The sequence below is a fragment of the Pseudomonas sp. MAG733B genome (assembly GCF_036884845.1).
Taxonomy (GTDB): Bacteria; Pseudomonadota; Gammaproteobacteria; order Pseudomonadales; family Pseudomonadaceae; genus Aquipseudomonas.
Genome location: NZ_CP145732.1, coordinates 3,644,816 through 3,669,185, shown reverse-complemented (window position 1 = coordinate 3,669,185; position 24,370 = coordinate 3,644,816). Strand labels below are relative to the sequence as shown.

The window sequence follows — 24,370 nt, the reverse complement described above, 5'->3', positions numbered from 1 at the left end:
CATTTACCGATCGACCTTATGCTTGGACGCATACAGGCACAGCATCTCCATCGCCAGCGTCGCCGCCGCCAGTGAAGTGATATCCGCACTGTCATACGCCGGCGCCACTTCCACCACATCCATCCCCACCAGATTGATCCCGCGCAAACCGCCGAGGATCTCCAGCGCCTGCACCGTGCTCAAGCCGCCACACACTGGGGTTCCGGTGCCCGGTGCGAAGGCCGGGTCGAGGCAGTCGATATCGAACGTCAGGTACACCGGGTGGTCCCCTACCCGCGCCCGAATCGCCTCGACAATCGCATCCACCCCGCGCCGATGCACCTGCCGCGCATCCAGCACCGCAAAGCCTTGATGATCATCGTTGGTGGTGCGCAAACCGATCTGCACCGAACGCGACGGATCGACCAGCCCTTCCTTGGCCGCGTGCCAGAACATGGTGCCGTGGTCGATGCGCTTGCCCTCTTCGTCCGGCCAGGTGTCGCTGTGGGCGTCGAAGTGGATCAGCGACAGCGGACCGTGTTTACGGGCGTGAGCCTTGAGCAACGGATAGGTAATGAAGTGATCGCCGCCGAAGGTCAACATCGCGCTGCCGGCACCGAGGATGTGCTCGGCGTGAGCCTCTATGGATTCCGGGGTCGACTGCGGTGAACCGTAATCAAAGTCGCAATCGCCGAAATCGACCACCGCCAGATGATCGAACGGATCGAAGGTCCACGGCCAGTGCCTTTCCCAGGCAATCCCGGTGGACGCCGCGCGAATCCCGCGTGGCCCGAAACGTGCGCCGGGGCGGTTGCTGGTGGCGGTGTCGAACGGCACGCCGCTGACCGCTACGTCGACGCCACGCAAATCGCGGCTGTAGCGACGACGCATGAAACTGGTGATACCGGCGTAGGTACTTTCGGCAGCGGTTCCGTAAAGGCTGTCACGGGTGATGGCTTGGTCGTTCTGCGCTGGGACGTCCATTGAAGGCTCCTTATTATTGGCGGCTACGGAAAGTGGTCCACACGCGGGTGCGCTGGCGCATGTCCTTGAGGCTCATGCTGCGGTCGGCGTAGAGCCGGCCACGTACGTCGGCGGGCGGGTAGATGTCCGGGTCGGTGCGCACCGCTTCATCCACCAGCGGCGTCGCGGCCTGGTTGGCGGTGGCGAAGAACAACGTATTGGTCAGCGCGGCGACGGATTCGGGGCGCAACATGAATTCGATGAACTGGCGCGCGGCTTCGGGGTGCGGCGCGTCCTTGGGGATCGCCAGGTTGTCCTGCCATACGAGCGTGCCTTCCTTGGGAATCCGGTAGGCAATTTCGTAGGGTTTGTTGGCCTTGCGCGCCTGATCGGCGGCCATGCTCGCGTCACCGTTGTAAGCCAGGGCCAGGCAGACGCTGCCGTTGGCCAGGTCGTTGATCTGCCGACCGCTGGCGACGTACAGCACCGAAGGCTGCAATTGATGCAATAACGCTTGCGCGGCTTCGAGATCATCCTTATTGGTGCTGTAGGGATCCTTGCCCAGATAGTGCAAGGCCAGGCCGATCACCTCTTGCGGTGAGTCGATGATCGCAATGCCGCAGTCCTTGAGCTTGCTGGCGTATTCCGGCTTGAACAGCAGGTCCAGACTGTTGAGCGGCACGTTCGGCAGGCGTTTTTGCACTGCCTCGACATTCATCCCCAACCCCAGGGTGCCCCAGGTGTAGGGCACGCCATATTGATTGCCGGGGTCGACGGCAGCGAGTTTTTCTAGCAGGTCCGGATCAAGGTTGGCGTAGCCCTTGAGACCTTCGTGCGCAATGGCTTTCAACGCGCCCGCCGCCAGGCCACGGGCCAGAACGCTGGACGATGGCACCACCACGTCATAGCCGCTGCCACCGGTCAGCAGTTTGGTTTCCAGCACTTCCGGCGCATCGAAGGTGTCGTAGCGCACGTGAATGCCGGTTTCCTGCTCGAACCGTTGCAGGGTTTCCGGGGCGACGTAATCGGCCCAACTGTAGAGGTTGACGACTTTCTCCTCAGCCTGTGCCGCAGCAGCCATGGCAAGGAACAACGCGGGTAGACACAACTTGAACACGGGAGCCATGACAATCACCTGACCGGAGGAAGTGGTTGCAGGATGCATCGTCGGATACATTGGTGAAATATCACGTTTATTAACCTGACATTACTCAGGAGTAATGTTTGATGCTCGGTCAACTCCACGATGTGGACCTGCAACTCTTGCGCCTGTTTGTCAGTGTGGTGGAGTGCGGTGGCTTCAGTGCCGCGCAAGGTGAACTGGGCCTGAGCCAGTCGAGCATCAGCCAGCAAATGGCCAAACTGGAAACCCGCCTCGGCTATCGGCTGTGCAGCCGTGGCAAGGGAGGTTTCAACGTCACACCCAAGGGCGAGCAGTTGCTCAACGCCACTCGCAGCCTGTTCGAGTCCATCGAAGCGTTCCGTCATCAATCCAACGGCGTGGCCGGGCGCTTGATCGGCGAAGTGCGCCTGGGCTTGTCCGAAGCGCTGGATCAATCGGTGTTGCAACGGGTGGCCGAGGCGATCCGGCGCTTTCGCCAGCGCGATGAATCGGTGCGCATCGAATTGATGAGCGCCATGCCCGGCGAAATGGAGCGCTTGCTGCTGCAACAGCGGCTTGATCTGGCAATCGGTTATTTCTCGCAGATCCAGAACGCCTTTGACTACCGCGAACTGTTCACTGAAACCCAGCACCTGTATTGCGCCGCCGGCCATCCGTTGTTCACCGATGACGCGCCGGATGACCTAGCGTTGCAAGCCTGCGACCGGGTCGATCACCCTTACCGCTTCCTGCGCAGCGATGAGCCTTTCCAGGGCAAGCTGTGTTCGGCGCGGGCGGAACAGGTCGAAGGCACCCTCGCCTTCATTTTGTCCGGCAAGCACATCGGCTACCTGCCCAGCCACTTTGCCCGCAGTTGGGAAGACAAGGGATTGCTGCGGGTGGTGCGCCGTGAGGGCATGAGTTTCGAGGTGGCGTTCCATTTGGCCAGGCATCGGGCGTTGGTGCCGGGGGATGCGCAGCGGGCGTTTGAAGAGGATCTGCTCGCCGCATTCACCACGCCCCTGTAGGAGCTGAGCTTGCTCGCGATAGCGGACTGGCATCCACCATCGATGTGGACTGACATACCGCCATCGCGAGCAAGCTCGGCTCCTACAGGGGATTGCGTTGGAGGAGCGGCTCATCGCTCGCCACAAAAGGGTCTTTCTGGCATCCTGCGCCTCCTTTTTCTGACCCGGCCCAGCCTTCCGGCACGCATACCACCATGACCTCCCCTGAAAAAACCTCGCGCCACAATGACCTGATCTACGGCCTCAACGACCGCCCTCACCTGACGGCTACCGTGTTCGCCGCCCTGCAACACGTACTCGCCAGTTTCGTCGGCATCATCACGCCGACGTTGATCATGGGCAGCGCCCTGGGCCTGCAAAGCGAAATCCCCTATCTGATCAGCATGGCGCTGTTCGTCTCGGGCCTGGGCACCTTCGTTCAGGCGCGGCGCTTCGGTCCGATTGGCTCGGGACTGCTGTGCCTGCAAGGCACCAGTTTCTCGTTCATCAGTGTGATCCTCAGTGCCGGTTTCATGGTCAAGGCCCAGGGTGGCGGCACCGATGAGATTCTCTCGACGATCTTCGGCGTGTGCTTTTTCGCTGCGTTCATCGAAGTGGTGTTGAGCCAGTTCATCGGCAAGTTGCGGATGCTGATCACCCCGGTGGTGACCGGCACCATCATCACGCTGATGGGGCTGTCACTGATCAAGGTCGCGATGACCGACATCGCCGGTGGCTTCGGCGCTCCCGACCTCGGCGCTGCGAGCCATCTTGGCCTGGCGGCATTGGTGCTCGGGACCATTGTGGTATTGAATCGGGTGGACGTGCCGTTCCTGCGTCTGGGCGCAATCGTCATCGGTCTGACCCTCGGCTACGTCGTCGCCTGGCTGTTGGGCCAGGTCGACTTCGCCAGCCTGCCCGCCGTGCCGCTGATGAGCGTGCCAGTGCCGTTCAAGTACGGCTTCTCGTTCGACTGGGTGGCGTTCGTGCCGGTGGCGGTGATTTTCCTGGTGTCGCCGCTGGAAGCCGCCGGCGACCTGACCGCCAACTCGATGATTTCCCGGCAACCGGTCAAAGGCCCGGTCTACATTCGCCGGATCAAATCCGGGTTGCTCGCCGACGGCCTCAACTCGGCGATGGCGGCGGTGTTCAACAGCATGCCGATGGTGACCTTCGCGCAGAACAACGGCGTGATTCAACTGACCGGTGTGGCCAGCCGCTACGTGGCGTTTTTCATCGCCGGTTTGTTAGTGGTGCTGGGGCTGTTCCCAATGATTGGCGCGGTGCTGCAACTGATGCCGAAACCGGTGCTCGGTGGCGCCGAGTTGGTAATGTTCGGCACCGTGGCCGTGGCCGGAATCAAGATCCTCGCCGAAGCCGGCCTGCATCGTCGCAACATGCTGATCGTGGCAATTTCCCTCGGAATGGGTTTGGGTGTTGCGGCTGTACCCGAAGTTTTGCGAGAGCTGCCGAAGGCGTTGCACAACATCTTCGAATCGCCGATCACCGTCGGCGCGTTGTGTGCGATCGTGTTGAACATCTTCCTCCCGGAAGAATTCATCGAACTGGAAGAAGACGATTTCGATCCTGAAGCCTCGATCCTGCAAGTCATGGAAAACCCGGATGTCCCGGCCAAGGCTGAACCCGCCAGGCCTGCGGTTGTCGCACAGTTGAACCGCTAGACAAATGCTCAAGGGCCGAGCCGCTGGCGGTTCAGCCCTTTTTTACTTGTGAGAGCACGTTCATGCGCAGCGTACACGCCGTTATCCTTTCCCTCTTGTTGCTCTCCCTGAGCGCGTGCGCCCTGTTGCCGAATCGCGATCCGCTGAACATCAACGTGGTGGGCATTGAACCCCTGCAAAGCCAGGACATGGAAATCCGCTTTGCCGTGAAGATTCGCGTGCAGAACCCCAACGAAAGCTCGATCAGTTTCAACGGCGTGTCCCTGGACCTGGACATCAACGGCCAACCCTTCGCCTCCGGGGTCAGCGATGAATCAGGCTCCATTGGGCGTTTCTCCGAAACGGTGTTGACGGTGCCGGTCAGCGTCTCGGCGTTTTCGGTGCTGCGCCAGACCTTCGGCCTGAGCCAGGTGCAAACCCTGAACAACATGCCCTACGTCCTGCGCGGCAAACTCGCCGGAGGCTTGTTCGGCACGATGCGTTTCGTCGATAGTGGCAAGCTCAGCCTGCCGGGACCAACCACCGGCAGCCGGTAAGACTGTATCGGCAACACTGAAAATCCAATGTGGGAGCTAGCCTGCTAGCGATGACGGTGTGTCAGATGCCATGGACGCTGGCTGACACACCATCGCTAGCAGGCAAGCTCCCACAGGGTCATGTGTTGAAGCGCACACCGGGTTTTGCCCGCTCATCCACCGTCAACTCGAACACATCCGGGCGCGCGTAGTGCCCGACCACGTCGTAGTCGTAACGCGCGCGGATCAGGTCATCGGTGTCAATTTCGGCGGTCAGCAAGCCGCGATCACCCCGCAGCGGACCGGCCAGCACATCGCCCATCGGCCCGACAATCAAACTGCCCCCGGCAATCAACGGCCGATCCGCTGGCCAGTTGGCAACCTCGATGCCCAAGGCCTGCGGCGAGTCCTGAACCTGACAGGCGCTGACCACGAAGCAGCGGCCCTCGTGGGCGATATGGCGCATGCTGACCTGCCACATCTCACGTTCGTCCACGGTCGGCGCGCACCACACCTCCACGCCTTTGGCGTACATCGCGGTGCGCAGCAGCGGCATCATGTTTTCCCAGCACACCACCGCACCGATCCGCCCGACCTGGCTGTCGATCACCGGCAAGGTCGAACCATCGCCCTTGCCCCAGATCAGTCGTTCAGTGCCGGTTGGCATCAGTTTGCGGTGCTTGCCCACCAAACCGGCCTGCGGATCGAAATACAGTGCGGTGCAGTACAACGTGCTGCCGGACCGCTCAATGACACCGACTACCAGATTGGCGCCGGTCCTTGCCGAGAGACCCGCCAACGCTTCGGTTTCTGCGCCCGGCACATCGATGGCATTGGCGAAATAACGGGCGAAGGCTTCACGACCTTCCGGCAGGCGATAGCCGAGTTGCGTACCAAAACCCTCGCCTTTCGGATAACCACCGAGCAGCGCCTCGGGCATCACTACCAGTGCGGCAGCGGATTCGATGATCGCGCTTTCATACGACAGAATCTGTTCCAGCGTCTCAGCCTTGCCGCCGGGCAAGGCGCCGATTTGCAGTGCAGCAACGATTGACTTGGGCATCGCGGTAACTCCGTTTGCATCAGGTGTTGCTGATTCTCCGGCGTCACGGGATCATGAATAAAGCCCCATTGACTGCTGAATGATATGAATCAGATGAATATCGCCAACATCGATCTCAACCTGCTGAAAGTCTTCGAAGCGTTGCACGAGGAATCCAGTGCCAGCCGCGCGGCACTGCGCCTGGGCGTGACGCAATCGGCGGTCAGCGCGGCGCTGCGTCGGTTGCGCGAGGTGTATGGCGATCAATTGTTCGTACGCACCGGTCGCGGCCTCGCGCCGACGCTCAAGGCCAATCAACTCAAACCGGTGATCAGCGACGCGCTGAACAAATGCCGGCAGAGCCTGGCGATGGTCGATCCGGGCGCCAGCCATTACGACGGGCGCTCCGTGACGGTGGGCATGTCAGATGATTTCGAGATTGCCTACGGCCGGCGTTTGATCGAAGAAGTCGCCCGCAGCGCGCCGAAGCTGCGCCTGATCTTTCGCCAGACCCACAGCCAGATCGTTGCCCAGGCGCTGATGGAGCGCAGCATCGACCTGGCGATTACCGCCGGAGGGTTTGCCGAACGGCTGCTCAGTCGTCAGGTGTTGGGTGAAGGGAGTTACGCGTGCCTGGTCGACCCACTCAGCCTGGCCGCAGACCAACAAGGCATCAGCCTTGAGGAATTCGTCGCCCGCGAACATATTCTAGTGTCGTCGGGTGGCTTTATCGGCATTACCGACGAGGGACTGGCGGCGTTGGGGTTGAGTCGACGGGTCTGCGCCTCGACCACGCATTTCGCGGCATTGCCGCATTTGCTCAAGGGCAGTCAGGCGGTGGCGACCATTCCGACCCATGCCGCCAGCAGCATCGCAGCGCTCAGTGGCCTGATGTTGCTACCCTGCCCTTTGGCGTTGCCGCGCTACCCGATCGAACTGGGCTGGCGCACCAGCACCCAGCTCGATCCGGTGGTGTTGAAAGTACGCGAGGCCATTGTCGCGAGTTTTGCGTAATCGTTACTTGCTGGCGGCCATCAGGCGATTGACTTCACTGCGCACCATGTTCGAGAACTCGGGTGGCGACATGCCGTCCAGCTCGGCCCGGACCCACTCGGCCCATTTGCCTTTGCGTTTGGCGCGTTCGCCGAACAACCGTGCAGCTTCGCCCTTGGCTTTGCCCAGGTTGTTTTGCCAGAGTTCGAACAGACGGGATTTTTCATCTTCAAGCGCAGCGCGCTCGGCAAGGGGTTTGTCGGCCAGATTGAAGCTCATGGGAATTTCCTGCTGCGTAAAATAGGCGACATCTTACACTGTAGGACGAAACGTCCTGCGCTGGATTTCTTCGGGATTGCGCCAGAACGTTAAGTCGCTGCAACTTTTTCAATCGCGGCGCACTCCATTGTTCACTGTCCACTTACCTGCAAGGAGTACTTCAATGGCCCGGAAAACCGCCGCCCAAGCCGCCGAAGATCAAATCAAGGATCAGGCCTTCAGCGAACTTCAGTCTTTGATCGAAGAGTCGGAAAAACTGCTGAAAAGCAGCGCTTCACTGGTCGGTGAGGAAGCCGAGACACTGCGTGGGCAAATCGCCCAGAAACTTCAACAGGCCCGTGACTCCGTGACCAGCGTGCGCGACCGGACCTTGCCTGCGGTCGAAGCCACCGAAACCTACATCGGCGGTCACCCATGGCAAACCGTGGCGGTTTCGGCTGGTTTTGGTCTGGTGGTGGGGTTGTTGCTGGCCCGACGCTAAACGTCTGAACACCCCAAACCCTGTGGGAGCGGGCTTGCTCGCGAATGCGGTGTATCAGTCAATGCATTTGTTGAATGATAAATCGCATTCGCGAGCAAGCCCGCTCCCACATTCGTTCAATCGCCCGCCAATTCCCGCAAATTCGCCAGCGTCGGCTCATCCAGCGCAATGCCATTGGCTTGCGATTTGCCACGTTGAGAATGACGTCGATCACCCGGCAACCGCTTCAGCCCCACACCATGCATCTGCCGCACCAATTCCTGGCTACGCTCGGCAAAGCTCTGCCCGGCGGCTTTGCTCGGATCGATGACAATCAGCAACTGACCGGTCCACGGGGTCTTTGCGCCCGGATGATTCTTCCAGTCGAACTCAAAGGAAAAATTGCCCCCGGTCAACGCCGCGGCCAATAGCTCCACCATCATCGACAGCGCCGAGCCCTTGTGCCCGCCGAACGGCAACAACGCGCCGCCTTCCAGAATCGCTTTCGGGTCCTGGGTCGGCTGACCGAGGCCGTCCACGCCCATGCCAGGTGGCAAACGCTCGCCCTTGCGCGCGGCAATCTGCACATCGCCATGGGCAATGGCGCTGGTGGCCAGATCGAACACAATCGGCTCACCGTCGGCACGCGGCGCGGCAAAGGCAATGGGGTTGGTGCCGAACAGCGGCCGATCGGCACCGTGGGGTACGACGCAGGTCATGCTGTTGACCACGCTGAGCGCCACCAGCCCTTCATAGGCAAAGGGCTCGACGTCCGGCCACAACGCGGCGAAATGGTGCGAATTGCGGATCGCCAAGACTGCGATGCCGGCGCTGCGAGCTTTTTCCACCAGCAATTCCCGCGCGGCGGCTAGCGCCGGTTGCGCGAAACCGTTGCCAGCATCGACCCGCACGAATCCCGAAGCCACATCCTCAACCACCGGAACGGCCTTGCCGTTCACCCAGCCGCTCTTGAGGGTCGAGACATAACCGGGAATGCGGAACACCCCGTGACTGTGCGCACCGTCGCGTTCGGCGCCGGCGCAGTTTTGTGCCAGCACCCGAGCGACATCGGCCGACGTGCCGTGACGCAGGAAGATCTTCTCAAGCAATGCCGTCAGTTCAGCCAGCGACAGGTTTTGCGAGACAACAGTAGACACATGATCGTGTGGCGCAGACATCTGAAGCTCCAGACTAATTATTGGAGGGGGCAACAGCGTACGTAGACCGCCGATTAACAACGCGCGGCGAGTGCGCTGTCAACCCTTCGATTGCGCCTGTTTGCACGAACATGGGCCTGCCGTGCGTTAACTATCTACCACCCGTGCCGTGGCCCCGGCTTTTAGTCTCGACGCTCCATCCAGTGGCGCTCTGCGCCGCGCCTTGCTCGAGACTCGATAATGCCTACATCCCCTACTCCGCTGTTTTTCCCCGAAGCCCTGCAGTCCCCCGGCCTTTGGACTGAATTGGGCAAAACCCACGGACTTTCGCAAAAGGATTTTGAATGGTTCAAACATATCGAATTGGCTACTCAGACCCTACGTAGTCAACAGTCACCAACGATGCTCGCCGAAAGAATCCTGCTCGGCATTGCCGACCAGGAACCGATGCCCCTGGCCGGCAGTTTCGTGTTGAGTCCCACGCCGGAAAAAAACGGAGTGATTGCCTACAGCCCCTACACCGGTATTCAGAAGTACTACAGCCGCGCGGCGTTGACCGAACAACTGGTACAGCAACTGAACGAAGCAACTGAAGACGACAAGCTGCTCGCCTGCATGTCCCTGGACCGGCGCAAGAAGCTCGCGGCGGCCACCCATGTAAAGGTGACCTACCAGACGATCCATGGCGACGTATTCGAAGACCAGCGTGCCGCCATTGACGATAACCGGAGCCTGAATGACCAGGCCATGCTCGATGAACTGATGGCGCTGCCAACGCTCACTTCGTTGCTCGGTACAATACTTGCCGAGTTGCTGGCACCCACGTTTCCCGGACTCGACCAGCGTCGGACCCAAGTAAATTTCTATGCAGCTTCCCCTACAGACCCGAGCGCCGGGCCCGCTCGCCTGTGGATCAACTCACTGTCGTTGAGCGCCGCGATTCTGTCGTATTACCGTGAGCAGCAATGGCCAACCGGTCAGCATGTTGAGTTTTCCCACCCGCAAAAAACCTCAGCAAGTACTGATCAGCAGCACTGGGACTTCGCAGTCAAAACCGTTTGCGCAAAGTTGTTCAGCCTGCTGTCGACGCAACTGGAGCAGTTCTGGAGCGCGGCCAGCGCCGATGGTGTGTCACGACGGGAGTTTTTTGCCAAGGCCATTCGTGAACAGGCACGAGCAGACATCCTGCTCAAGCGTGAGGCCAAGATCATCAGTCCCGAACAGAGCACGGTGCTGCATACCCTCATCGAACCGGTTTCCGAAACAGCTCGCGGCCTTACCCTGGAAACCGTGCGCCTGTGGGAACACCAGGCCAATTATGTAGAACTGGCGGGTTCGCTGATGATCAGCCACGCCAAAGCCTGTCTCTACACTCCCACCCACGGGCTACAGGTGCTCAAGGACTACCAGGACTTGAAAGACACTTTGCGCAGCAAATTCAGCGCGGCCGGTCACGAAGACGAACTTTACGGCCTGCTGAGCCTGGACGAGCGCAACCGGTTTATCGGTTTCCAGCAACCCCATGTCACCGGTGAAGTGATTTCAGGGTCGATTTTCAAAACACTGCTTGAAGCGATCATCGTCAAACAACAACAGAACCTGGAACACGCCCTTCAACTGTTGCGTTACAGCGACGATGCCGTAGATATCCATGCCTTGTTCGATAAGGCGCTGGATATACGCTCCATGATCAGCGAGCGGATGCTGGCGCTACAGGCTGACGGGCGCTGGAGCACCCGGCCCGTGCTGTCCGGCAGGCAAACGCCATCCCTGGTTCTTGCTGATACCGCTGCGGCGCTCGTCAAGACTTTCAGCGACGTCGAATCGCTGGTCAGCGCTGAATTCGGCGCACAGCCCTTGACCACGCTGGCGCTGCAAAAGGTCTATCTGGAAAACATGAAGTCACGCCTGGCTCACGCCCGTTCCGTCGGCATGCGCGGGGAAGCGCGACTGCGGCAACTCGGTTCAACGTTGCGCAATACAGATCGGGCCATTGTCGACACCGTGTTCAACCCTGACCAGCCGGATCGCGCCAATCGCAACATTCTCAACGGGTTTCGGCCGGACGCCTACTCATTGGTCCTTGAGTGTGGCGGTCAGGCTTATGTCTTGCCGCTGGCCAATTGCTTTCTGCTGACCGAGCGCGGCGGACTCGACATTCAGCACTCGGGGCGAGCCCTGCTCTGGACGCCGGCGACGGGGCTGGAGGTTTTCAATGACGTTGACCGTGCAAAACAGGAACTGGACCGACGCTTGCTGGACCCTCGAAAGCGCCTGACGCTGCTGGAAAACCTCACCCCTGCACAGCGCCAGTTCCACCAACGCTACAAACTGAACTCGTTGCGGTTGATCGACGGCAATGTTCTGCAGAAACTGACGCAATCAGCCATCGAGCATTTTCTGGGTGCTTGCGAACACGTGCGTTCACTGGAGCTCACCGCGGCTCAAAAACACAGCGCGCTTAACAAACTGGCGCAAACCCCTATCGACAGCAATTTGCGCAGAGCCACGCAGCTTTCGCAAGCCATTGCCCACCAACACTCCTTGCCGGCCTGGCTCGGTTTGGCGCCGGTAGAGGCACAGCAGTTGCACCTCGAACTGCTGCAGCAGTACCTCAATAATGTCAGCGATGACAAAGACTATCTCAGCGGCCTGCCTACCCTGCAAACGTACGTTCACGATACGCTGCTGACCTTGCTTGGTAGCCGCTTTCCCGGGGCTGTTATCAAGCCGGATGACATTGAAATAGTCCCCGACCTGGCCTTGACCGGGCCATCGCTCAGCCTGACCGGGTTCGCGTTGAATCCGGCCAGCATTGCCGAGGGTTCGGGGTTCAGCGTTCGATCGAAAACCGGTGCGGTGCTTCCCGCCGGCCTCGATCAGAAAGCGGTCCGGCAACTCTTGTTATCACTGGATATCAAGGAAGGATTCGCAAAAAAAATAGTTGATCGTCTTTCTGACGACAGCGATGAGGCCAAGGGGCGATGCCTGCGCTTCATTCAGCAATTGCCCTGGCAACTCATGCAGCATGCCCATGCCCTGCACCTTCAACAGCGACTGTCCGCGGCGGCGTTCGACTTGATCCAGCAGCTTCTGGACATGCCCGATGACATTGCCCGGGCGGCGGTGCATGGCGCCCACGCCATCATGCGTCCATTGGCGTTGATCAAGACAGCTGGCGCTGCCGCAGTCAGCGCTCTGGGCTTGTACCTGATCGGCCCGGGTGCCGGACATAAAGGCCCGCAAATCCTCTATGCGCCTTACCACACAGGTTCGCTTTTTACCGAGTTCGACAGCGAGACCACCCTGCTCGATGCGATTCATGCCAAGGGTCCGTTACAGGATCTGCTGATTCGCCGACTGCCGGAAAACCAGCAGTCCGTGTTCCGCAACTTGCTCCAGCTCACCGCCGGTCAATCGATCGAGATCACTCTTGCTTCCACCCACCTCGACGGCAATTTGTTGACTCGACTGTTCAGCGACAACACCAAACTGCTAAAGCACCTGCTGGACAGTCTGTCGTCGACATCGGCCCAGTCGGACTGGGGCACGGTAGTCAACTTGTTCAGTTCCGGAATCAAACGAATTGCCGGCCTGTTGCCGGGTAAACTGGCCTACGCGCAGTTCCTGTGGCAAAGCTTCAAAGATGCCAAGGCCTCCGCTGAGGATCTGCAGGATCACCACTGGAAACGGGCACTGGAGGAATTTATCGCCGGTGCCGTTCAATTGATCTCGTTAGGGCGGCTGTCGCTGGAAGGCTCCATTGAATCTTCCTCGGTGCCTGCCGAAACCGCACCTGTGGCGAGGACCGTAGAAGCTCCGCAGTGGTCGAAAATCCAGCCGACAGCGCCGATGCGCACGCTGCAGCAGCCCTTCGAAGCTCCAAACGTTGCCTTGAAAGATCTGACCAGTCAGCCAGGTGAAGGCACGTTCCTCGACCCGGTCAGCAAACATCAGTTCGCCGCTGTCGCCGGAAAAGTCTACCGCGTCGACAAACCGGGCGCGGTCTTGCAACTGCGCAATGCCAGCCAGGCAGGACCTTCACTGCTGACGACGCCAGGCGGGCAACAGGTGATGGACCTTGATGCGCACACCGTGCATTTCGGCAAGGCCCTGTCGAAGATGCACAACGAGTATGCGACCAGCCATGAAGTCAACCGAGCGCTGAACATTGAAGCGCGGGGCATGACCGCCATTCGCTTGTTGCAACCGGACCGGGCGCGCCAGATCGTGCAGGCCATCGATATGGCGCGCTTTTATGCGTTCAACAGCCTGCACAATTTGGCGAAGCCCCGGCCCCTTGTGTCTGGCACCCGCCTGAATACCTTCCTCAAAGGCTTCTTTGATGTGCCCAGCGTTAGCACGCAACTGATCGAAAAAATAAAAAAAGCCATTGTCCCCGTCTGCAACGCCCTGGTGGACCCGAATGAGGACTACATGAACACCGAACGTTTTGTCATCGGCTCCAACCGATTCCCGAACGCCAACATGATTGCCTTCGTGGTGGACAAGGATGCGCGCAAGGTCGTGCATTTCACCGAGAAGTTTTTCGATCAGCAACTTGATTGGTACAAGTCGTGCCTTACAGAGCCTTTCGATGTCGACGCCCACAGCCAGGCCTCCACCCTGATTCACGAGTTTTCGCACCTTTATTCAGATACCGTGGACATTGCGTCACTTGAAGCTCGCCGCCCTTTCAGCGATCTCGTTGCCCCCAATACCGCCTATGGCGCGGCCACGAAAAATACTCAACAGGTGTTTCAGCGCGAGGCACTGTCACTGGCAACACCATCAGAGGAACTGTTCGCCCGCTGGAGTGGCGCTGCACAAGCCTGGGTCGGTCTGGACAACATTGTCAGCACCGAGCACGTGGGCAAGGCGATCCTCAAAATCACCGGCTGCGCCACGATGGCCGATGCGCGCACGGCTTTTCTCGATCCACTGAAAACGGATACGCGGATTGACGTCATCTTGCGCAACGCCGACTCGATTGCCTTTTTGATCGGTCAGATGGGCCGGCAACTGGACCCGGTGCCTGCAGAGACCTGATCTGACCCTGATAGCTGCGCAAAACCGCTGTTCTGCGCAGCTATCAGGCAAATAGAGAACTTTTTGATCAAATTTTCACGCCGGGTATGAATACTGCTGCCCGCTGGCGTGTTTATCGCCAGCGGGCAAAAATAAACACACTTTGATGGGTAATTGCCATGACAGATGTTCTCGGCGGCGGCCCCTCAAGGTTAGAATGGCGGAAATCAGGATGAGTCAATGACCGACCACTCTCTCTCCCAAGCCGAATACGACGCCATCACCGATGCCGCAGCGCACTGGTGCATGCGCTTGCATGCCGATGACTGCACCGCGCAGGAACGTCTGGCGTTCGAGCAGTGGCTGGATGCTGACCCGCTTCACGCATTCGAATACGAGGCGATGCTGGAAATCTGGGATGTCGCGGGGGATCTGCCTCGTCCCGAACCTGTCGTCGTGCCAATGGTGCCGGTAAAACACCAGACACCGTGGCGCACATTCGGCATGGCCGCGGCCGTATGTGCACTGGCGTTGCCGCTGGCGGCCTATAGCGGCTGGAACCTCGGTTGGCTGCCCAATTCGTACCAGCACTTTGAAGCGACCAACAATGTGCGTCAGGTCACCTTGAAGGACGGCAGCCAGGTGGAACTCAACCTGGGCAGCGAGCTGACCTACAGCAATTACAAGGATCGTCGCCAGGTCACCCTGAAAAAAGGCGAAGCCTTCTTCAGCGTGACTCACGACAGCAGCCACCCGTTTGTCGTCAAGGCGGCCGAAGGCAAGATTCGCGTTACCGGAACCAAATTCAACGTCTGGATGTATGAAGACCAGGTGAAAGTGAACCTGATCGAAGGTTCGGTGCTGGTCAGCAGCAATGACGACTTGCCGGGGGACGGCTTGAGGCTCGGTCCATCGATGCAGGCGAGCTACGGCCATGGCGACTACATTCCGCGGATCCGCCAGACCTACGACAACGACAATTCGCTGGCCTGGCTCAACGGCAAACTGGTACTCGACAATCTGGCGCTGAGTGAAGCGCTGCCGTTGATCAACCGCTATCTGGAAACACCGTTGATGGTTGCCGACAACAGCACCGGCGCGATACGCATTGGTGGCATCTACAACATCAAGGAACTCAACACCCTGGTGACGACCCTGCCCAAGTTGCTGCCGGTCTACCTGACCCGTAATGAAGAGGGCAATCCAGTCCTGAATTCCATCCCGCAAAAACCTCCGAAAAGCTAAAAGGCCGCAACCCTCGCGGGGTGCGGCCTTCGTCTGTCTCTCAAACACTCATCACATTATTGCGCAGCCACCTTCGCAGCCTTCTCGTCCTGTTCGCGGATCGTCAGGGACTGATACTGCGGATCGGACTTGATCTGCTGCTCGGTAAACGGCAACACATTCAGTTGTTTCTTCGAAAACGCCAGTGTCTGATCCCGGGAATATTTCGAGGCCGGGTCACTGGACAGCGAAAACGCCAGCAATCCTTTGGCCTGTGGTCCCTTCTCATCGAAGGTCACGACTTGCAAGTAACTGGTGCCGCTGACCACTTCACGCTTGCCGTCGGTTCTCGGCACGCTCTGAATCGCATTGTAGACGCCCAAAGTCCCCGGTCCACCGTGAATCGGCGTTTGCTGGCCACCGCTGCTGACCACCTGGATGTCACCCCAACGGCTGTCCTTTTTCAGCCCTGAAGCATTGACCTGCTCCACCGACGCGAGCATTGCCTGACGCAGCGCTTGTGCCACTTCCGGCCGGTCAACCGCCAGGCCGCGCGGGGTGTGTTGTGGGTCTTGCGGATCGAATGCTACACGCCAGACCTCAGGCGCCTGCTCCAGCGGTTCCATGACATTCTGGAAATGCACGAAGCCCAGCCCACTGTCGAGATTTGCCTTGCGATCCCAAGCCTTGAGACTGGCGCACAGCGGTGCCAGCGTTTTCGCATCGGCACCCAAACCGTCCGCGCAGAATTGCAGCAGATCCGGCATGACTTGCGCGGCCTGATACACCTGATCGTCCATCACCATGTGTTGCAGATCCTCCGCCCCCAGCGGGCCGGCTTTGGCCAACGTGTTCAGGCGGTCCAGCGCGAAACGCGAGCGCAGGCCCAACGGCTGGCTTTCCTGGCTGATCAATGGCGAGAAACCGGTCAGCGGTTGCGCCGGGTTGGCCATCCACGCCGAATCGTTGGAATGCTGCACGAAATCCTTGCGCAACAATTGCGGCAGTTTATCCGCCGCATAAATGCCTTTCTGTGCGGCTTGCGGGTCGATGTCCCACGCGCAAGCGCTGTTGGAGCCGTCGAGGACGATCATCTGCAAGCCGATCCGTGGATCGCTGCACTGGGCCAGCTTCTCGGCACTCACGTTCGGCACCACCGACAGGTTCATGTACAGCGTTTGCCCCTTGTCGTCTGATGCCAGCGTGTTGACCCACGGGATGCCCTGGATCTTGTGGACGCTGTCCTGGAAATCCTTGAGGTTTTCGGCACGGTTCATCGCGTACCACTGTTGCAGAACGCGGTCGTTATCAAGGTTGGCGTCGCGCAGGCTGTAGGCAAACTGATTGTCCCAGTCCAGTTTTCCGGGCCACTGCACGATCGGGCCGAATTGCGAACTGTACACATCACGGGAAACCGCTTTCACTGAACCATCCGGCAGCTTCACCTCGACCGTCAGCGTTTGCTTGTCCATCGGCAACGACTTGCCATCAAGCAGGTAACGGGTCGGATCCTTGGGGTCCAGTTGCAGGCGGTACAGGGTGAAATGCTTGGACGAGTCCACGGTGTGGGTCCAGGCCAGATGCTGGTTGAAACCGATGTTGATCATCGGCAGGCCCGGCAAAGCGGCGCCCATCACATCCAGTTTGCCGGGAATGGTCAGGTGCATCTGATAAAAACGCATGCCGCCGACCCACGGGAAATGCGGATTGGCCAGCAGCATGCCGCGCCCATTGAAGGAACGATCACTGCCCACCGCCACGGCATTGCTGCCGCGGTCCAGGGCAAAACGCTGCATGCGCATGTCCGCCACCTGGAACGCTGTCTGCTTGCGGGTATTTGTGGCGACAGCAGCTGGCGGCGTGGCACCCGCCAAAGCTTCGGCAAACTGGCCGACGCCACCTTCCACCAACAGTCGGCGGGTCAACTTGACCAGATCCATTGCGGTGATTTCCCGTACCCAGTCGCCCTGGCACTGTTGCGGCAAACCCTGTTCACGACGCTCCGCCAGCGAGCGGTTGTAGCCGGCCACATAGCCTTCCACCAGTTCACGCACTTCAGGGGTTTGCGCCTGCCAGAACCCGGCAACCGCTTGCGGGGTGTTCAACCAGGTGAAAAACAGGTCGCTGACCTGGTTCTCACGCTCTTCGACCGTGAGCTGATCCGGGCCGAAAAATCGCGAGCGTTGACCGTTCACCGTGGCAATCTCATTAGCCAACAAACACAGGTTATCCTGAGCGTAGGCATAGCCGATTCCGTAACCGAGCCCGCGCTCGTTCTCGGCACGAATGTGCGGCACGCCGAAACTGGTCCGGCGGATATCGGCACTGGCCTGCTCAGGCTGGCTGCGCGCGTTCGCCGCAAGACTCAGCCCCAGAAACACACCCGCCAGGCTCAACCTGGTTAACTGGCTGGAAATAATCACACTCGCTCCTGATCGAAAAACGATGGTCACAGTTCTGCGTACAAACACGCACTGCGCATCCTGTTAGGGACGAAGCAAACGAAAAAAATTTAGGAGATTGAATAGCGACCGCGCACCGCGAAACAGAGGCGTCTGACAGACCGATGACGTAATGACGACAAAATTTCTACATTTAAGTCTTCATGATTTTCATCGCTCATACGTCTTGTTAGGTAAGAGCGCCCATTTTTTCCGATCAGGCTCTGAAAAGGAGTTTTCCCATGTACAACTCGCAACTGCCAACGGACGGTAGCAAAGCGCCAAAGGGCACCGCCCTTGGAGTCGGTGTATTCGAGCAGCCCACCGAACTTCACGGCAACGAGCGGATTCGCTTCCTGCTTAAAAGCTTTGGCCTGCGAACCAGTCTGATTCGTCTGAAAGTCATCGACGCCCTGCTGACGGCCGCTGAAAACGACCGTAGCCTGGGTGTGCGTGGTGTGCACACTCATTTGCTGGAGCTGGATATTCCCCTGTCCTTCCTGAGTGTGCGCGAAGTGTTGAAGCGTCTGTGCAGCGAAGGCGTGATCGTGCTCAACGCCGACAAAAGCTACAGCCTGGACCCTCGGGCCGCGGCCGTTCTGCACCACCACTGATCAAATTCGGGGCAAGTTCCTGAGCGTCAAGGCTCAGGGCTTGACCTTGCGACGTATCACGCCGTTGATCACGACCACGACCACCGCTACGCCGATGGCGATGTACTGAAACTGTTTTTCGCTGATGACGCCGGTGTTCTGCAAATACGACAGGCCAAACATGATCCCGAGCACCGCCAGGGCGATCAGAATCGAATATTTCAAACGTTGCGACTGGGTCATTGGCAGTTCCTGAATCTGAATAAATGTATCCGCTTTGTATCCGAATGCATGCCAAGCCCCTACCGTATTTCGGGGATGGGCCGCTGCAAACGGGGTCTCATGTTACAGCCGATGAAGAGTTTTGGCTTCACTGCGGCGATAACCATGAGGAGTTACAAATGTTGCGTCGAATCACACTGCTGATTCCCCTGCTGGCCCTGCTGTCCTTGAGTGGCTGCATCGTTTTCCCCCACGGCGGCTGGCACCATGACCGTCACTACGATGATCGTGGCGGGCCCGGTTATTATCCGCATCGCTGACCCCCGTTAAATTAACTCCCTGAGCGCCGCCCCGGCGCTCAGCGGCCAAGCTGACAATTTTGTCATGTCGCCCTCATCTGCCTGACAGCCTTGATCTACGATGATAGAGCTGCGCAGCGCTGTAGCACTTTGAAACACACCGTGAATGCCTGCCCGGAAAAACCGGTCAGAATGCGTTTTTTCGCCCGCAATCCGAGACCCATCCCGACATGCGAACCCCTCTGCGTCTGGCTGCCTTGAGCGCCCTGTTCATTTCCTCCCTGGCCCAGGCCGCCGACCTGATCCCGATCGAAGTTCACCGCGACGCCAATTGCGGTTGCTGCAAAAAGTGGATCACTCACCTGGAGGCCAACGGCTTCAAGGTCGAGGACCATGTCGAAGCCAACATGAGCGAATTCAAGCAACAACACGGCGTGCCACCGCGCCTGGCGTCGTGCCATACCGGTTTGATCAACGGCAAATTCGTCGAAGGCCATGTGCCTGCCGATCAAGTGCTGGCCCTGAGCAAGCGCGATGACCTGCTGGGTGTCGCCGCTCCGGGCATGCCAATGGGCTCGCCCGGCATGGAAATGGACGGCATGAGCGATGCGTATCAAGTGATCGGCCTGAAGAAGGACGGCACTGACGTGGTCGTGGCGGACTACCCCGCCCATTGATCTTCGGCGCTTACATCGGCTTGTTTCTCGCGGCTTTCGGTGCCGCGACGCTGCTGCCCCTGCAATCCGAAGCAGTGCTCGTCGGGCTACTGCTCAGCGACAAATACTGGCTGTGGGCGCTGCTGGCCGTGGCGACGCTGGGCAATGTCCTCGGCTCGCTGGTGAACTGGTGGCTGGGGCGAGCCGTCGAGCGCTTCCGTGATCGACGCTGGTTTCCGGTCAGCCCGGCCCATCTGGAAAAAGCCCGAATTCACTATCAGCGCTACGGACATTGGTCGCTGCTGCTCAGCTGGCTGCCGGTAATCGGCGACCCGCTGACCCTGGTCGCCGGCGTAATGCGTGAACCGCTGGGGCGTTTCCTGCTGATCGTGACCCTGGCCAAGGGCGCCCGATATGGCGTACTGGCTTTGGCCACTTTGGGCTGGATGGGTTGAACCAACCGATGCGGTGATTGCCTGTTTAATGTCGCCCTAATCATGCCGATCCAGCATCGGCGGATTTCCAATGGAGTTCTCTATGCCCTTCACTCTTCCCCGTTGGCTGCCCGGCCTGTTGCTGACTGCCGCCCTGCCTGTCATCGCGCATGCCGAAGGCCCGGCATATGGTCCCGAGCTGCAAGGTTTCGAGTACCCCTACACGGTCAAGCATTTCGCCTTCCAGTCCCAAGGCAAATCCCTGCAAATGGGTTACATGGACGTCGCCGCCCACGGCAAGGCCAACGGCCGCAGCGTGGTGCTGATGCACGGCAAGAATTTCTGCGGCGCAACCTGGGAAACCTCGATCAAAGCGCTGAGCGGCGCCGGTTACCGGGTCATTGCTCCGGACCAGATTGGGTTCTGCACCTCCAGCAAGCCTGATCACTATCAGTACACCTTCCAGCAACTGGCGAGTAACACTCAACAATTGCTCAAGGCGCTGGGCATCCAGAAAGCCACCCTGCTCGGCCACTCTACCGGCGGCATGCTCGCCACCCGCTATGCCCTGCAATATCCCGAACAGGTCGAACAATTGGCATTGGTCAACCCTATCGGCCTGGAAGACTGGAAAGCGCTCGGCGTGCCGTATCGCTCGGTGGATCAATGGTACGAGCGCGAGCTGAAACTCAACGCCGAAGGCATCCGCAATTACGAGCGCAACACCTATTACGGCGGTCGCTGGAAGCCTGAATTCGATCGCTGGGTGGACATGCTCGCCGGCCTCAACAAAGGTACGGGGCATACACAGGTCGCATGGAACTCGGCGTTGATCTACGACATGATCTTCACCCAGCCGGTGTACTACGAATTCCAGAACCTGAAGATGCCGACCCTGCTGCTGATCGGGACGTCCGATACCACGGCCATCGGCAGTGATATCGCCTCGCCCGAGGTCAAGGCGAAAATCGGTCACTACGACGTTCTTGGCAAACAAGTGGCGAAACTGATTCCTCAGTCGACACTGATCGAATTCCCCGGCATGGGCCACGCCCCGCAGATGGAAGAGCCGGCGCAGTTTCACCAGGCGTTGCTTGGCTGGCTGAACAAAACCAACCCCGTGCGTTAATGAGGTAAGGCTGATGGCGGTGCAGATTGCAGTGATTGACGATTGGCAGGATGTCGCCCGAAACGTGGTCGACTGGTCGCTGCTGGAAGACATTGGCCAGGTGAGTTTCATCCACGACTACCCGGCCGACAATGAAGCACTGGCCCAGCGCTTGGGCGACTTTGAAGTGATTTGCGTGATGCGCGAGCGCACCCGATTCGACGCAGAGCTGCTGGGGCGCTTGCCGAAACTCAAGTTATTGGTGACCGGAGGCATGCGCAATTTCGCCCTGGACTTGAACGCGGCCAAGGCGCTGGGCATTCAGGTGTGCGGCACCGACAGCTACAAACACGCGGCCCCGGAGCTGACCTGGGCGCTGATCATGGCCGCGACCCGCAACCTCGTCGTCGAAGCCAATGCTCTGCGCGCAGGCCAATGGCAACAAGGCCTGGGTGGCGATCTGCATGGCAAGACCCTGGCCATTCTCGGCCTGGGCAGCATCGGCCAACGGGTTGCGCAATTCGGCCAGGTGTTCGGCATGCGCGTGATCGCCTGGAGTGAAAACCTGACCGCCGAGCGGGCCGAGCAAGTTGGCGTGACCTACGTCAGCAAGCAGGAGCTGTTCGAACAGGCCGACGTGTTGTCCGTTCATCTGGTCCTCAGCGACCGCTCCCGAGGCCTGGTGGACGCCGAGGCCTTGAGCTGGATGAAGCCCACCGCGCTGCTGGTCAACACCGCACGCGGGCCGATCGTCGAAGAAGCAGCGTTGATCAAGGCTTTGCAGAAACAACGTCTGGCCGGCGCGGCACTGGATGTTTTCGAAGTCGAGCCATTGCCACCGCATCATCCGTTCCGGACCCTGGACAATGTGCTGGCCACGCCGCATGTCGGGTATGTCAGCCAGCAGAATTACCATTTGTTCTTTTCGCAGATGATTGAGGACATCAAGGCTTGGTCCGCGGGTGAGCCCATTCGTGTATTGAGCTGATACCGCGTCATCGTTCATCGCTAGCAGGCTAGCTCCCACAGAGATCTCCATTCGGCACGAGTTCTGTGTCTGTTGAAGATCAAATGTGGGAGCTAGCCTGCTAGCGATGAGGCCATTACAGACAACACACCTGCAGAATCGCGCACCGCAATGGTGCAATCCAACTGTTCACCCACGCACATCGATGTGACAGTTCTGCTTCATTTCTTTCCAGTTTCTCAAAAAAACCTGCCCTTCGTCGGTGCGATCGCCCCGCAATCCGGCACGTCCGTACCTCTTTGAACCGATTGTCGAACAATTTTGCCATTCGCGCTTTACCGCTCTAAGTTCTGGTCTAGGCTCACTTTCGCGGGTCGAAACCGGCCGGTCACAAAGTGGAAAAAAAGGCGAAACTTTTGCCACCAGTGGTCGGTCGACTGAAAGGTAGGTGCGTTGCGACTGGTGCATTCCTTGCAATGGTCAATTCACCCATTCTGCTTCAGCGCATTTGGGCAGCGCTTGCTCACCGATGTGCAGCGCTTTTGCGCCCGGCCACAGGAAGTGGCCATGAAAAACCGTTTGCCAGTGCTAAGAATTAGATCAACAACACGGGAGATTCATATGATAAGTACGGCTTTAGATGTTCAGGGAGAACGTGCTCATCAGCATGTCGGCGAATCCAGCACCGTTAGTGCTCCCACTGCCCAATCGATCAGCGTTCCCGGCACCAAGACGCTCGCCCCCGTGGCCAGCCAGAATCCCAACAAGAAAAAAGTGTTGTTCGTCACTTCGGAAATTGCCGATCTGGTAAAGACCGGTGGCCTGGGCGACGTTTCTGCTGCACTGCCACGGGCGATGGCCCATCTGCACGATGTGCGGGTGTTGATCCCCGGTTACCCGCAGGTGCTGCACAGCGAAAACCCGATCCACATCATCGGCGAACTCGGTGGGCATGCCGCACTGCCACCGTGCCAGATCGGGCGCATGGACATGCCTGATGGCCTGGTCATTTACGTGTTGATCTGCCCGGAACTCTACGAGCGTGAAGGTTCACCCTACGGCGCCAACAATGGTCGCGACTGGCCGGACAACCATATTCGCTTTGCCCGCCTGGGCCTGGCGGCTGCCGATATCGCCGCCAACCTCGCACAAATTCACTGGTGCCCGGACCTGGTGCACGCCCACGATTGGCCGGCCGGTCTGGCGCCCGCCTACATGCACTGGCGTGGGCAGCGCACCCCGACGCTGTTCACTATCCATAACCTCGCCTACCAGGGCGTGACCAGCCTGGGATCGTGCCCTGAACTGGGCATTCCCCATCACGCGCTGCAACAGGAAGGCATGGAGTTCTACGGCAAGATGTCGTTCCTCAAGGCCGGGATGGCCTATTCGAGCCACATCACCACTGTCAGCGCGACCTACGCCCAGGAAATCACCACCCCGGCTTTCGGCTGCGGACTTGACGGTTTTCTCGCCGCCAAGACCCAGCAAGGCCTGCTCAGCGGCATCCCCAACGGCATCGACGAGAGCTGGGACGCCGCCACCGATTCGCATCTGTTCTGCCCGTTCAGCATCGGCGAGTGGGAAGGCAAAGCGGTCAACGCCGCTCATGTTCGGCAGTTGTTTGGCCTGGATGATTCCGAAGGTCCGCTGTTCGCCGTGGTTTCGCGACTGGTCTACCAAAAAGGCCTGGACCTGACCGAAGCGGTGTCCGAATACATCGTCAAATCCGGCGGCCAGATTGCGATCATCGGTCGTGGCGAACCGGAAGAAGAGCAAGCCATGCGCGAACTGGCCCTGCGTTTTCCGGGGCAGATCGGCGTGCGCATCGGCTTTAACGAAACCGATGCCCGGCGGATGTTTGCCGGCAGCGATTTCCTGCTGATGCCTTCGCGCTATGAACCTTGCGGCCTGAGCCAGATGTACGCCCAGCGCTTCGGCTCGTTGCCGGTGGCACGCAACACCGGCGGTCTGGCCGACACCATTGAAAACGGCGTGACCGGTTTCCTGTTCGATGAATCCACGGTAGAGAGCTACCAGGAAGCCCTGAGCCGAGCGTTCAAGGTTTTCGCCTTTCCCGAACTGCTCAATGCCATGCGCTGCCGGGCGATGGCCGCGCCGTTCAACTGGTGCAAGGCGGTCGAACCCTACGCCGAACTCTACGAACAACTGGTGGCAAAAGCCTTGGGGAAATCGCACAAACAGTAAGAGGTTTACAA

21 protein-coding genes are annotated in these 24,370 nt (G+C 59.3%); 14 read left to right on the top strand and 7 right to left on the bottom strand.

The genetic code is table 11. The annotated features are described in order from the left end of the window. Window positions 1-3: 3 nt before the first annotated feature. Together speB and V6Z53_RS16935 are read right to left on the bottom strand one after the other, a co-directional pair. On the bottom strand, window positions 4-963 hold the full coding sequence (gene speB / locus V6Z53_RS16940; protein ID WP_338580747.1) for an agmatinase: 960 nt from the start codon (window positions 961-963) through the stop codon (window positions 4-6). 13 nt (window positions 964-976) lie between these two features. Further along, window positions 977-2,068 (bottom strand): polyamine ABC transporter substrate-binding protein, encoded by a 1,092-nt coding sequence (locus V6Z53_RS16935; RefSeq protein ID WP_338580746.1) that lies wholly within the window; start codon window positions 2,066-2,068, stop codon window positions 977-979. A gap of 101 nt (window positions 2,069-2,169) precedes the next feature. On the opposite strand from V6Z53_RS16935, the gene V6Z53_RS16930 reads away from it, so the two are divergent. The 3 genes from V6Z53_RS16930 to V6Z53_RS16920 all read left to right on the top strand — a co-directional run bounded on the left by V6Z53_RS16930 (window position 2,170) and on the right by V6Z53_RS16920 (window position 5,269). Continuing rightward, window positions 2,170-3,072 carry a LysR family transcriptional regulator gene (locus V6Z53_RS16930; protein ID WP_338580745.1) on the top strand — a complete coding sequence of 301 codons (903 nt, stop codon included), beginning with the start codon at window positions 2,170-2,172 and terminating at the stop codon, window positions 3,070-3,072. A 194-nt stretch (window positions 3,073-3,266) separates the two neighbouring features. Beyond that, entirely contained in the window at window positions 3,267-4,733 is a 1,467-nt protein-coding gene (locus V6Z53_RS16925; RefSeq protein ID WP_338580744.1) for a nucleobase:cation symporter-2 family protein, read from the top strand. Between the two features lie 62 nt (window positions 4,734-4,795). After that, entirely contained in the window at window positions 4,796-5,269 is a 474-nt protein-coding gene (locus V6Z53_RS16920; RefSeq protein ID WP_338580743.1) for an LEA type 2 family protein, read from the top strand. A 118-nt stretch (window positions 5,270-5,387) separates the two neighbouring features. Here the strand turns inward: V6Z53_RS16920 and V6Z53_RS16915 are convergent, their stop codons facing one another. Further along, window positions 5,388-6,311 (bottom strand): carbon-nitrogen hydrolase family protein, encoded by a 924-nt coding sequence (locus V6Z53_RS16915; RefSeq protein ID WP_338580742.1) that lies wholly within the window; start codon window positions 6,309-6,311, stop codon window positions 5,388-5,390. Window positions 6,312-6,395: 84 nt separating this feature from the next. Between V6Z53_RS16915 and V6Z53_RS16910 the strand changes: the two genes are divergently transcribed. Then, on the top strand, window positions 6,396-7,304 hold the full coding sequence (locus V6Z53_RS16910) for a LysR family transcriptional regulator (RefSeq protein ID WP_338580741.1): 909 nt from the start codon (window positions 6,396-6,398) through the stop codon (window positions 7,302-7,304). A gap of 3 nt (window positions 7,305-7,307) precedes the next feature. Here the strand turns inward: V6Z53_RS16910 and V6Z53_RS16905 are convergent, their stop codons facing one another. Next, complete coding sequence (locus tag V6Z53_RS16905) at window positions 7,308-7,562, bottom strand: hypothetical protein (protein WP_034146621.1); 255 nt, start codon at window positions 7,560-7,562, stop codon at window positions 7,308-7,310. Between the two features lie 163 nt (window positions 7,563-7,725). On the opposite strand from V6Z53_RS16905, the gene V6Z53_RS16900 reads away from it, so the two are divergent. After that, the gene (locus V6Z53_RS16900; protein ID WP_338580740.1) at window positions 7,726-8,043 is read left to right on the top strand and encodes a DUF883 family protein; all 318 of its coding nucleotides are present in this window, start codon (window positions 7,726-7,728) and stop codon (window positions 8,041-8,043) included. A 116-nt stretch (window positions 8,044-8,159) separates the two neighbouring features. Here the strand turns inward: V6Z53_RS16900 and V6Z53_RS16895 are convergent, their stop codons facing one another. Next, on the bottom strand, window positions 8,160-9,200 hold the full coding sequence (locus V6Z53_RS16895; RefSeq protein WP_338580739.1) for an Ldh family oxidoreductase: 1,041 nt from the start codon (window positions 9,198-9,200) through the stop codon (window positions 8,160-8,162). 219 nt (window positions 9,201-9,419) lie between these two features. Between V6Z53_RS16895 and V6Z53_RS16890 the strand changes: the two genes are divergently transcribed. Both V6Z53_RS16890 and V6Z53_RS16885 read left to right on the top strand, forming a co-directional pair. After that, entirely contained in the window at window positions 9,420-14,228 is a 4,809-nt protein-coding gene (locus V6Z53_RS16890) for a DUF6543 domain-containing protein (RefSeq protein WP_338580738.1), read from the top strand. A 219-nt stretch (window positions 14,229-14,447) separates the two neighbouring features. Continuing rightward, window positions 14,448-15,452, top strand: a complete 1,005-nt coding sequence (locus tag V6Z53_RS16885) for a FecR family protein (RefSeq protein WP_338580737.1) — start codon at window positions 14,448-14,450, stop codon at window positions 15,450-15,452. A gap of 56 nt (window positions 15,453-15,508) precedes the next feature. Here the strand turns inward: V6Z53_RS16885 and V6Z53_RS16880 are convergent, their stop codons facing one another. Next, window positions 15,509-17,854 (bottom strand): acylase, encoded by a 2,346-nt coding sequence (locus V6Z53_RS16880; protein ID WP_338580736.1) that lies wholly within the window; start codon window positions 17,852-17,854, stop codon window positions 15,509-15,511. Between the two features lie 260 nt (window positions 17,855-18,114). Between V6Z53_RS16880 and V6Z53_RS16875 the strand changes: the two genes are divergently transcribed. Further along, window positions 18,115-18,486, top strand: coding sequence for a fe2+ zn2+ uptake regulation protein (locus V6Z53_RS16875; protein ID WP_338580735.1), 372 nt, complete (start codon window positions 18,115-18,117; stop codon window positions 18,484-18,486). A gap of 33 nt (window positions 18,487-18,519) precedes the next feature. Here the strand turns inward: V6Z53_RS16875 and V6Z53_RS16870 are convergent, their stop codons facing one another. Continuing rightward, window positions 18,520-18,708 (bottom strand): hypothetical protein, encoded by a 189-nt coding sequence (locus tag V6Z53_RS16870; protein ID WP_338580734.1) that lies wholly within the window; start codon window positions 18,706-18,708, stop codon window positions 18,520-18,522. A gap of 158 nt (window positions 18,709-18,866) precedes the next feature. Here V6Z53_RS16870 and V6Z53_RS16865 point away from each other — a divergent pair, with 158 nt between their 5' ends. From V6Z53_RS16865 to glgA, 6 genes are all read left to right on the top strand, one after another. After that, entirely contained in the window at window positions 18,867-19,007 is a 141-nt protein-coding gene (locus V6Z53_RS16865) for a hypothetical protein (protein ID WP_170948656.1), read from the top strand. Window positions 19,008-19,216: 209 nt separating this feature from the next. Further along, complete coding sequence (locus V6Z53_RS16860) at window positions 19,217-19,663, top strand: DUF411 domain-containing protein (protein WP_338580733.1); 447 nt, start codon at window positions 19,217-19,219, stop codon at window positions 19,661-19,663. Then, on the top strand, window positions 19,663-20,097 hold the full coding sequence (locus V6Z53_RS16855; RefSeq protein WP_338586506.1) for a YqaA family protein: 435 nt from the start codon (window positions 19,663-19,665) through the stop codon (window positions 20,095-20,097). Before V6Z53_RS16860 ends, V6Z53_RS16855 begins: the two co-directional genes overlap by 1 nt. A gap of 82 nt (window positions 20,098-20,179) precedes the next feature. Beyond that, complete coding sequence (locus V6Z53_RS16850) at window positions 20,180-21,205, top strand: alpha/beta hydrolase (protein ID WP_338580731.1); 1,026 nt, start codon at window positions 20,180-20,182, stop codon at window positions 21,203-21,205. 13 nt (window positions 21,206-21,218) lie between these two features. Further along, entirely contained in the window at window positions 21,219-22,172 is a 954-nt protein-coding gene (locus tag V6Z53_RS16845) for a D-2-hydroxyacid dehydrogenase family protein (protein ID WP_338580730.1), read from the top strand. Between the two features lie 600 nt (window positions 22,173-22,772). Next, window positions 22,773-24,359 carry a glycogen synthase GlgA gene (gene glgA / locus V6Z53_RS16840; protein ID WP_338580729.1) on the top strand — a complete coding sequence of 529 codons (1,587 nt, stop codon included), beginning with the start codon at window positions 22,773-22,775 and terminating at the stop codon, window positions 24,357-24,359. Window positions 24,360-24,370: the final 11 nt, after the last annotated feature.

Excerpts from the sequence above, each read along its gene's own strand:
- V6Z53_RS16870 (WP_338580734.1), bottom strand. The coding sequence starts at position 18,708 with ATGACCCAGTCGCAACGTTTGAAATATTCGATTCTGATCGCCCTGGCG.
- V6Z53_RS16905 (WP_034146621.1), bottom strand. The coding sequence starts at position 7,562 with ATGAGCTTCAATCTGGCCGACAAACCCCTTGCCGAGCGCGCTGCGCTT.
- glgA (WP_338580729.1), top strand. The coding sequence starts at position 22,773 with ATGATAAGTACGGCTTTAGATGTTCAGGGAGAACGTGCTCATCAGCAT.
- V6Z53_RS16920 (WP_338580743.1), top strand. The coding sequence starts at position 4,796 with ATGCGCAGCGTACACGCCGTTATCCTTTCCCTCTTGTTGCTCTCCCTG.
- V6Z53_RS16910 (WP_338580741.1), top strand. The coding sequence starts at position 6,396 with ATGAATCAGATGAATATCGCCAACATCGATCTCAACCTGCTGAAAGTC.
- V6Z53_RS16930 (WP_338580745.1), top strand. The coding sequence starts at position 2,170 with ATGCTCGGTCAACTCCACGATGTGGACCTGCAACTCTTGCGCCTGTTT.
- V6Z53_RS16885 (WP_338580737.1), top strand. The coding sequence starts at position 14,448 with ATGACCGACCACTCTCTCTCCCAAGCCGAATACGACGCCATCACCGAT.
- V6Z53_RS16850 (WP_338580731.1), top strand. The coding sequence starts at position 20,180 with ATGCCCTTCACTCTTCCCCGTTGGCTGCCCGGCCTGTTGCTGACTGCC.
- V6Z53_RS16915 (WP_338580742.1), bottom strand. The coding sequence starts at position 6,311 with ATGCCCAAGTCAATCGTTGCTGCACTGCAAATCGGCGCCTTGCCCGGC.
- V6Z53_RS16875 (WP_338580735.1), top strand. The coding sequence starts at position 18,115 with ATGTACAACTCGCAACTGCCAACGGACGGTAGCAAAGCGCCAAAGGGC.
- V6Z53_RS16935 (WP_338580746.1), bottom strand. The coding sequence starts at position 2,068 with ATGGCTCCCGTGTTCAAGTTGTGTCTACCCGCGTTGTTCCTTGCCATG.
- V6Z53_RS16860 (WP_338580733.1), top strand. The coding sequence starts at position 19,217 with ATGCGAACCCCTCTGCGTCTGGCTGCCTTGAGCGCCCTGTTCATTTCC.
- V6Z53_RS16865 (WP_170948656.1), top strand. The coding sequence starts at position 18,867 with ATGTTGCGTCGAATCACACTGCTGATTCCCCTGCTGGCCCTGCTGTCC.
- V6Z53_RS16900 (WP_338580740.1), top strand. The coding sequence starts at position 7,726 with ATGGCCCGGAAAACCGCCGCCCAAGCCGCCGAAGATCAAATCAAGGAT.
- V6Z53_RS16925 (WP_338580744.1), top strand. The coding sequence starts at position 3,267 with ATGACCTCCCCTGAAAAAACCTCGCGCCACAATGACCTGATCTACGGC.
- V6Z53_RS16890 (WP_338580738.1), top strand. The coding sequence starts at position 9,420 with ATGCCTACATCCCCTACTCCGCTGTTTTTCCCCGAAGCCCTGCAGTCC.
- V6Z53_RS16845 (WP_338580730.1), top strand. The coding sequence starts at position 21,219 with ATGGCGGTGCAGATTGCAGTGATTGACGATTGGCAGGATGTCGCCCGA.
- V6Z53_RS16895 (WP_338580739.1), bottom strand. The coding sequence starts at position 9,200 with ATGTCTGCGCCACACGATCATGTGTCTACTGTTGTCTCGCAAAACCTG.
- speB (WP_338580747.1), bottom strand. The coding sequence starts at position 963 with ATGGACGTCCCAGCGCAGAACGACCAAGCCATCACCCGTGACAGCCTT.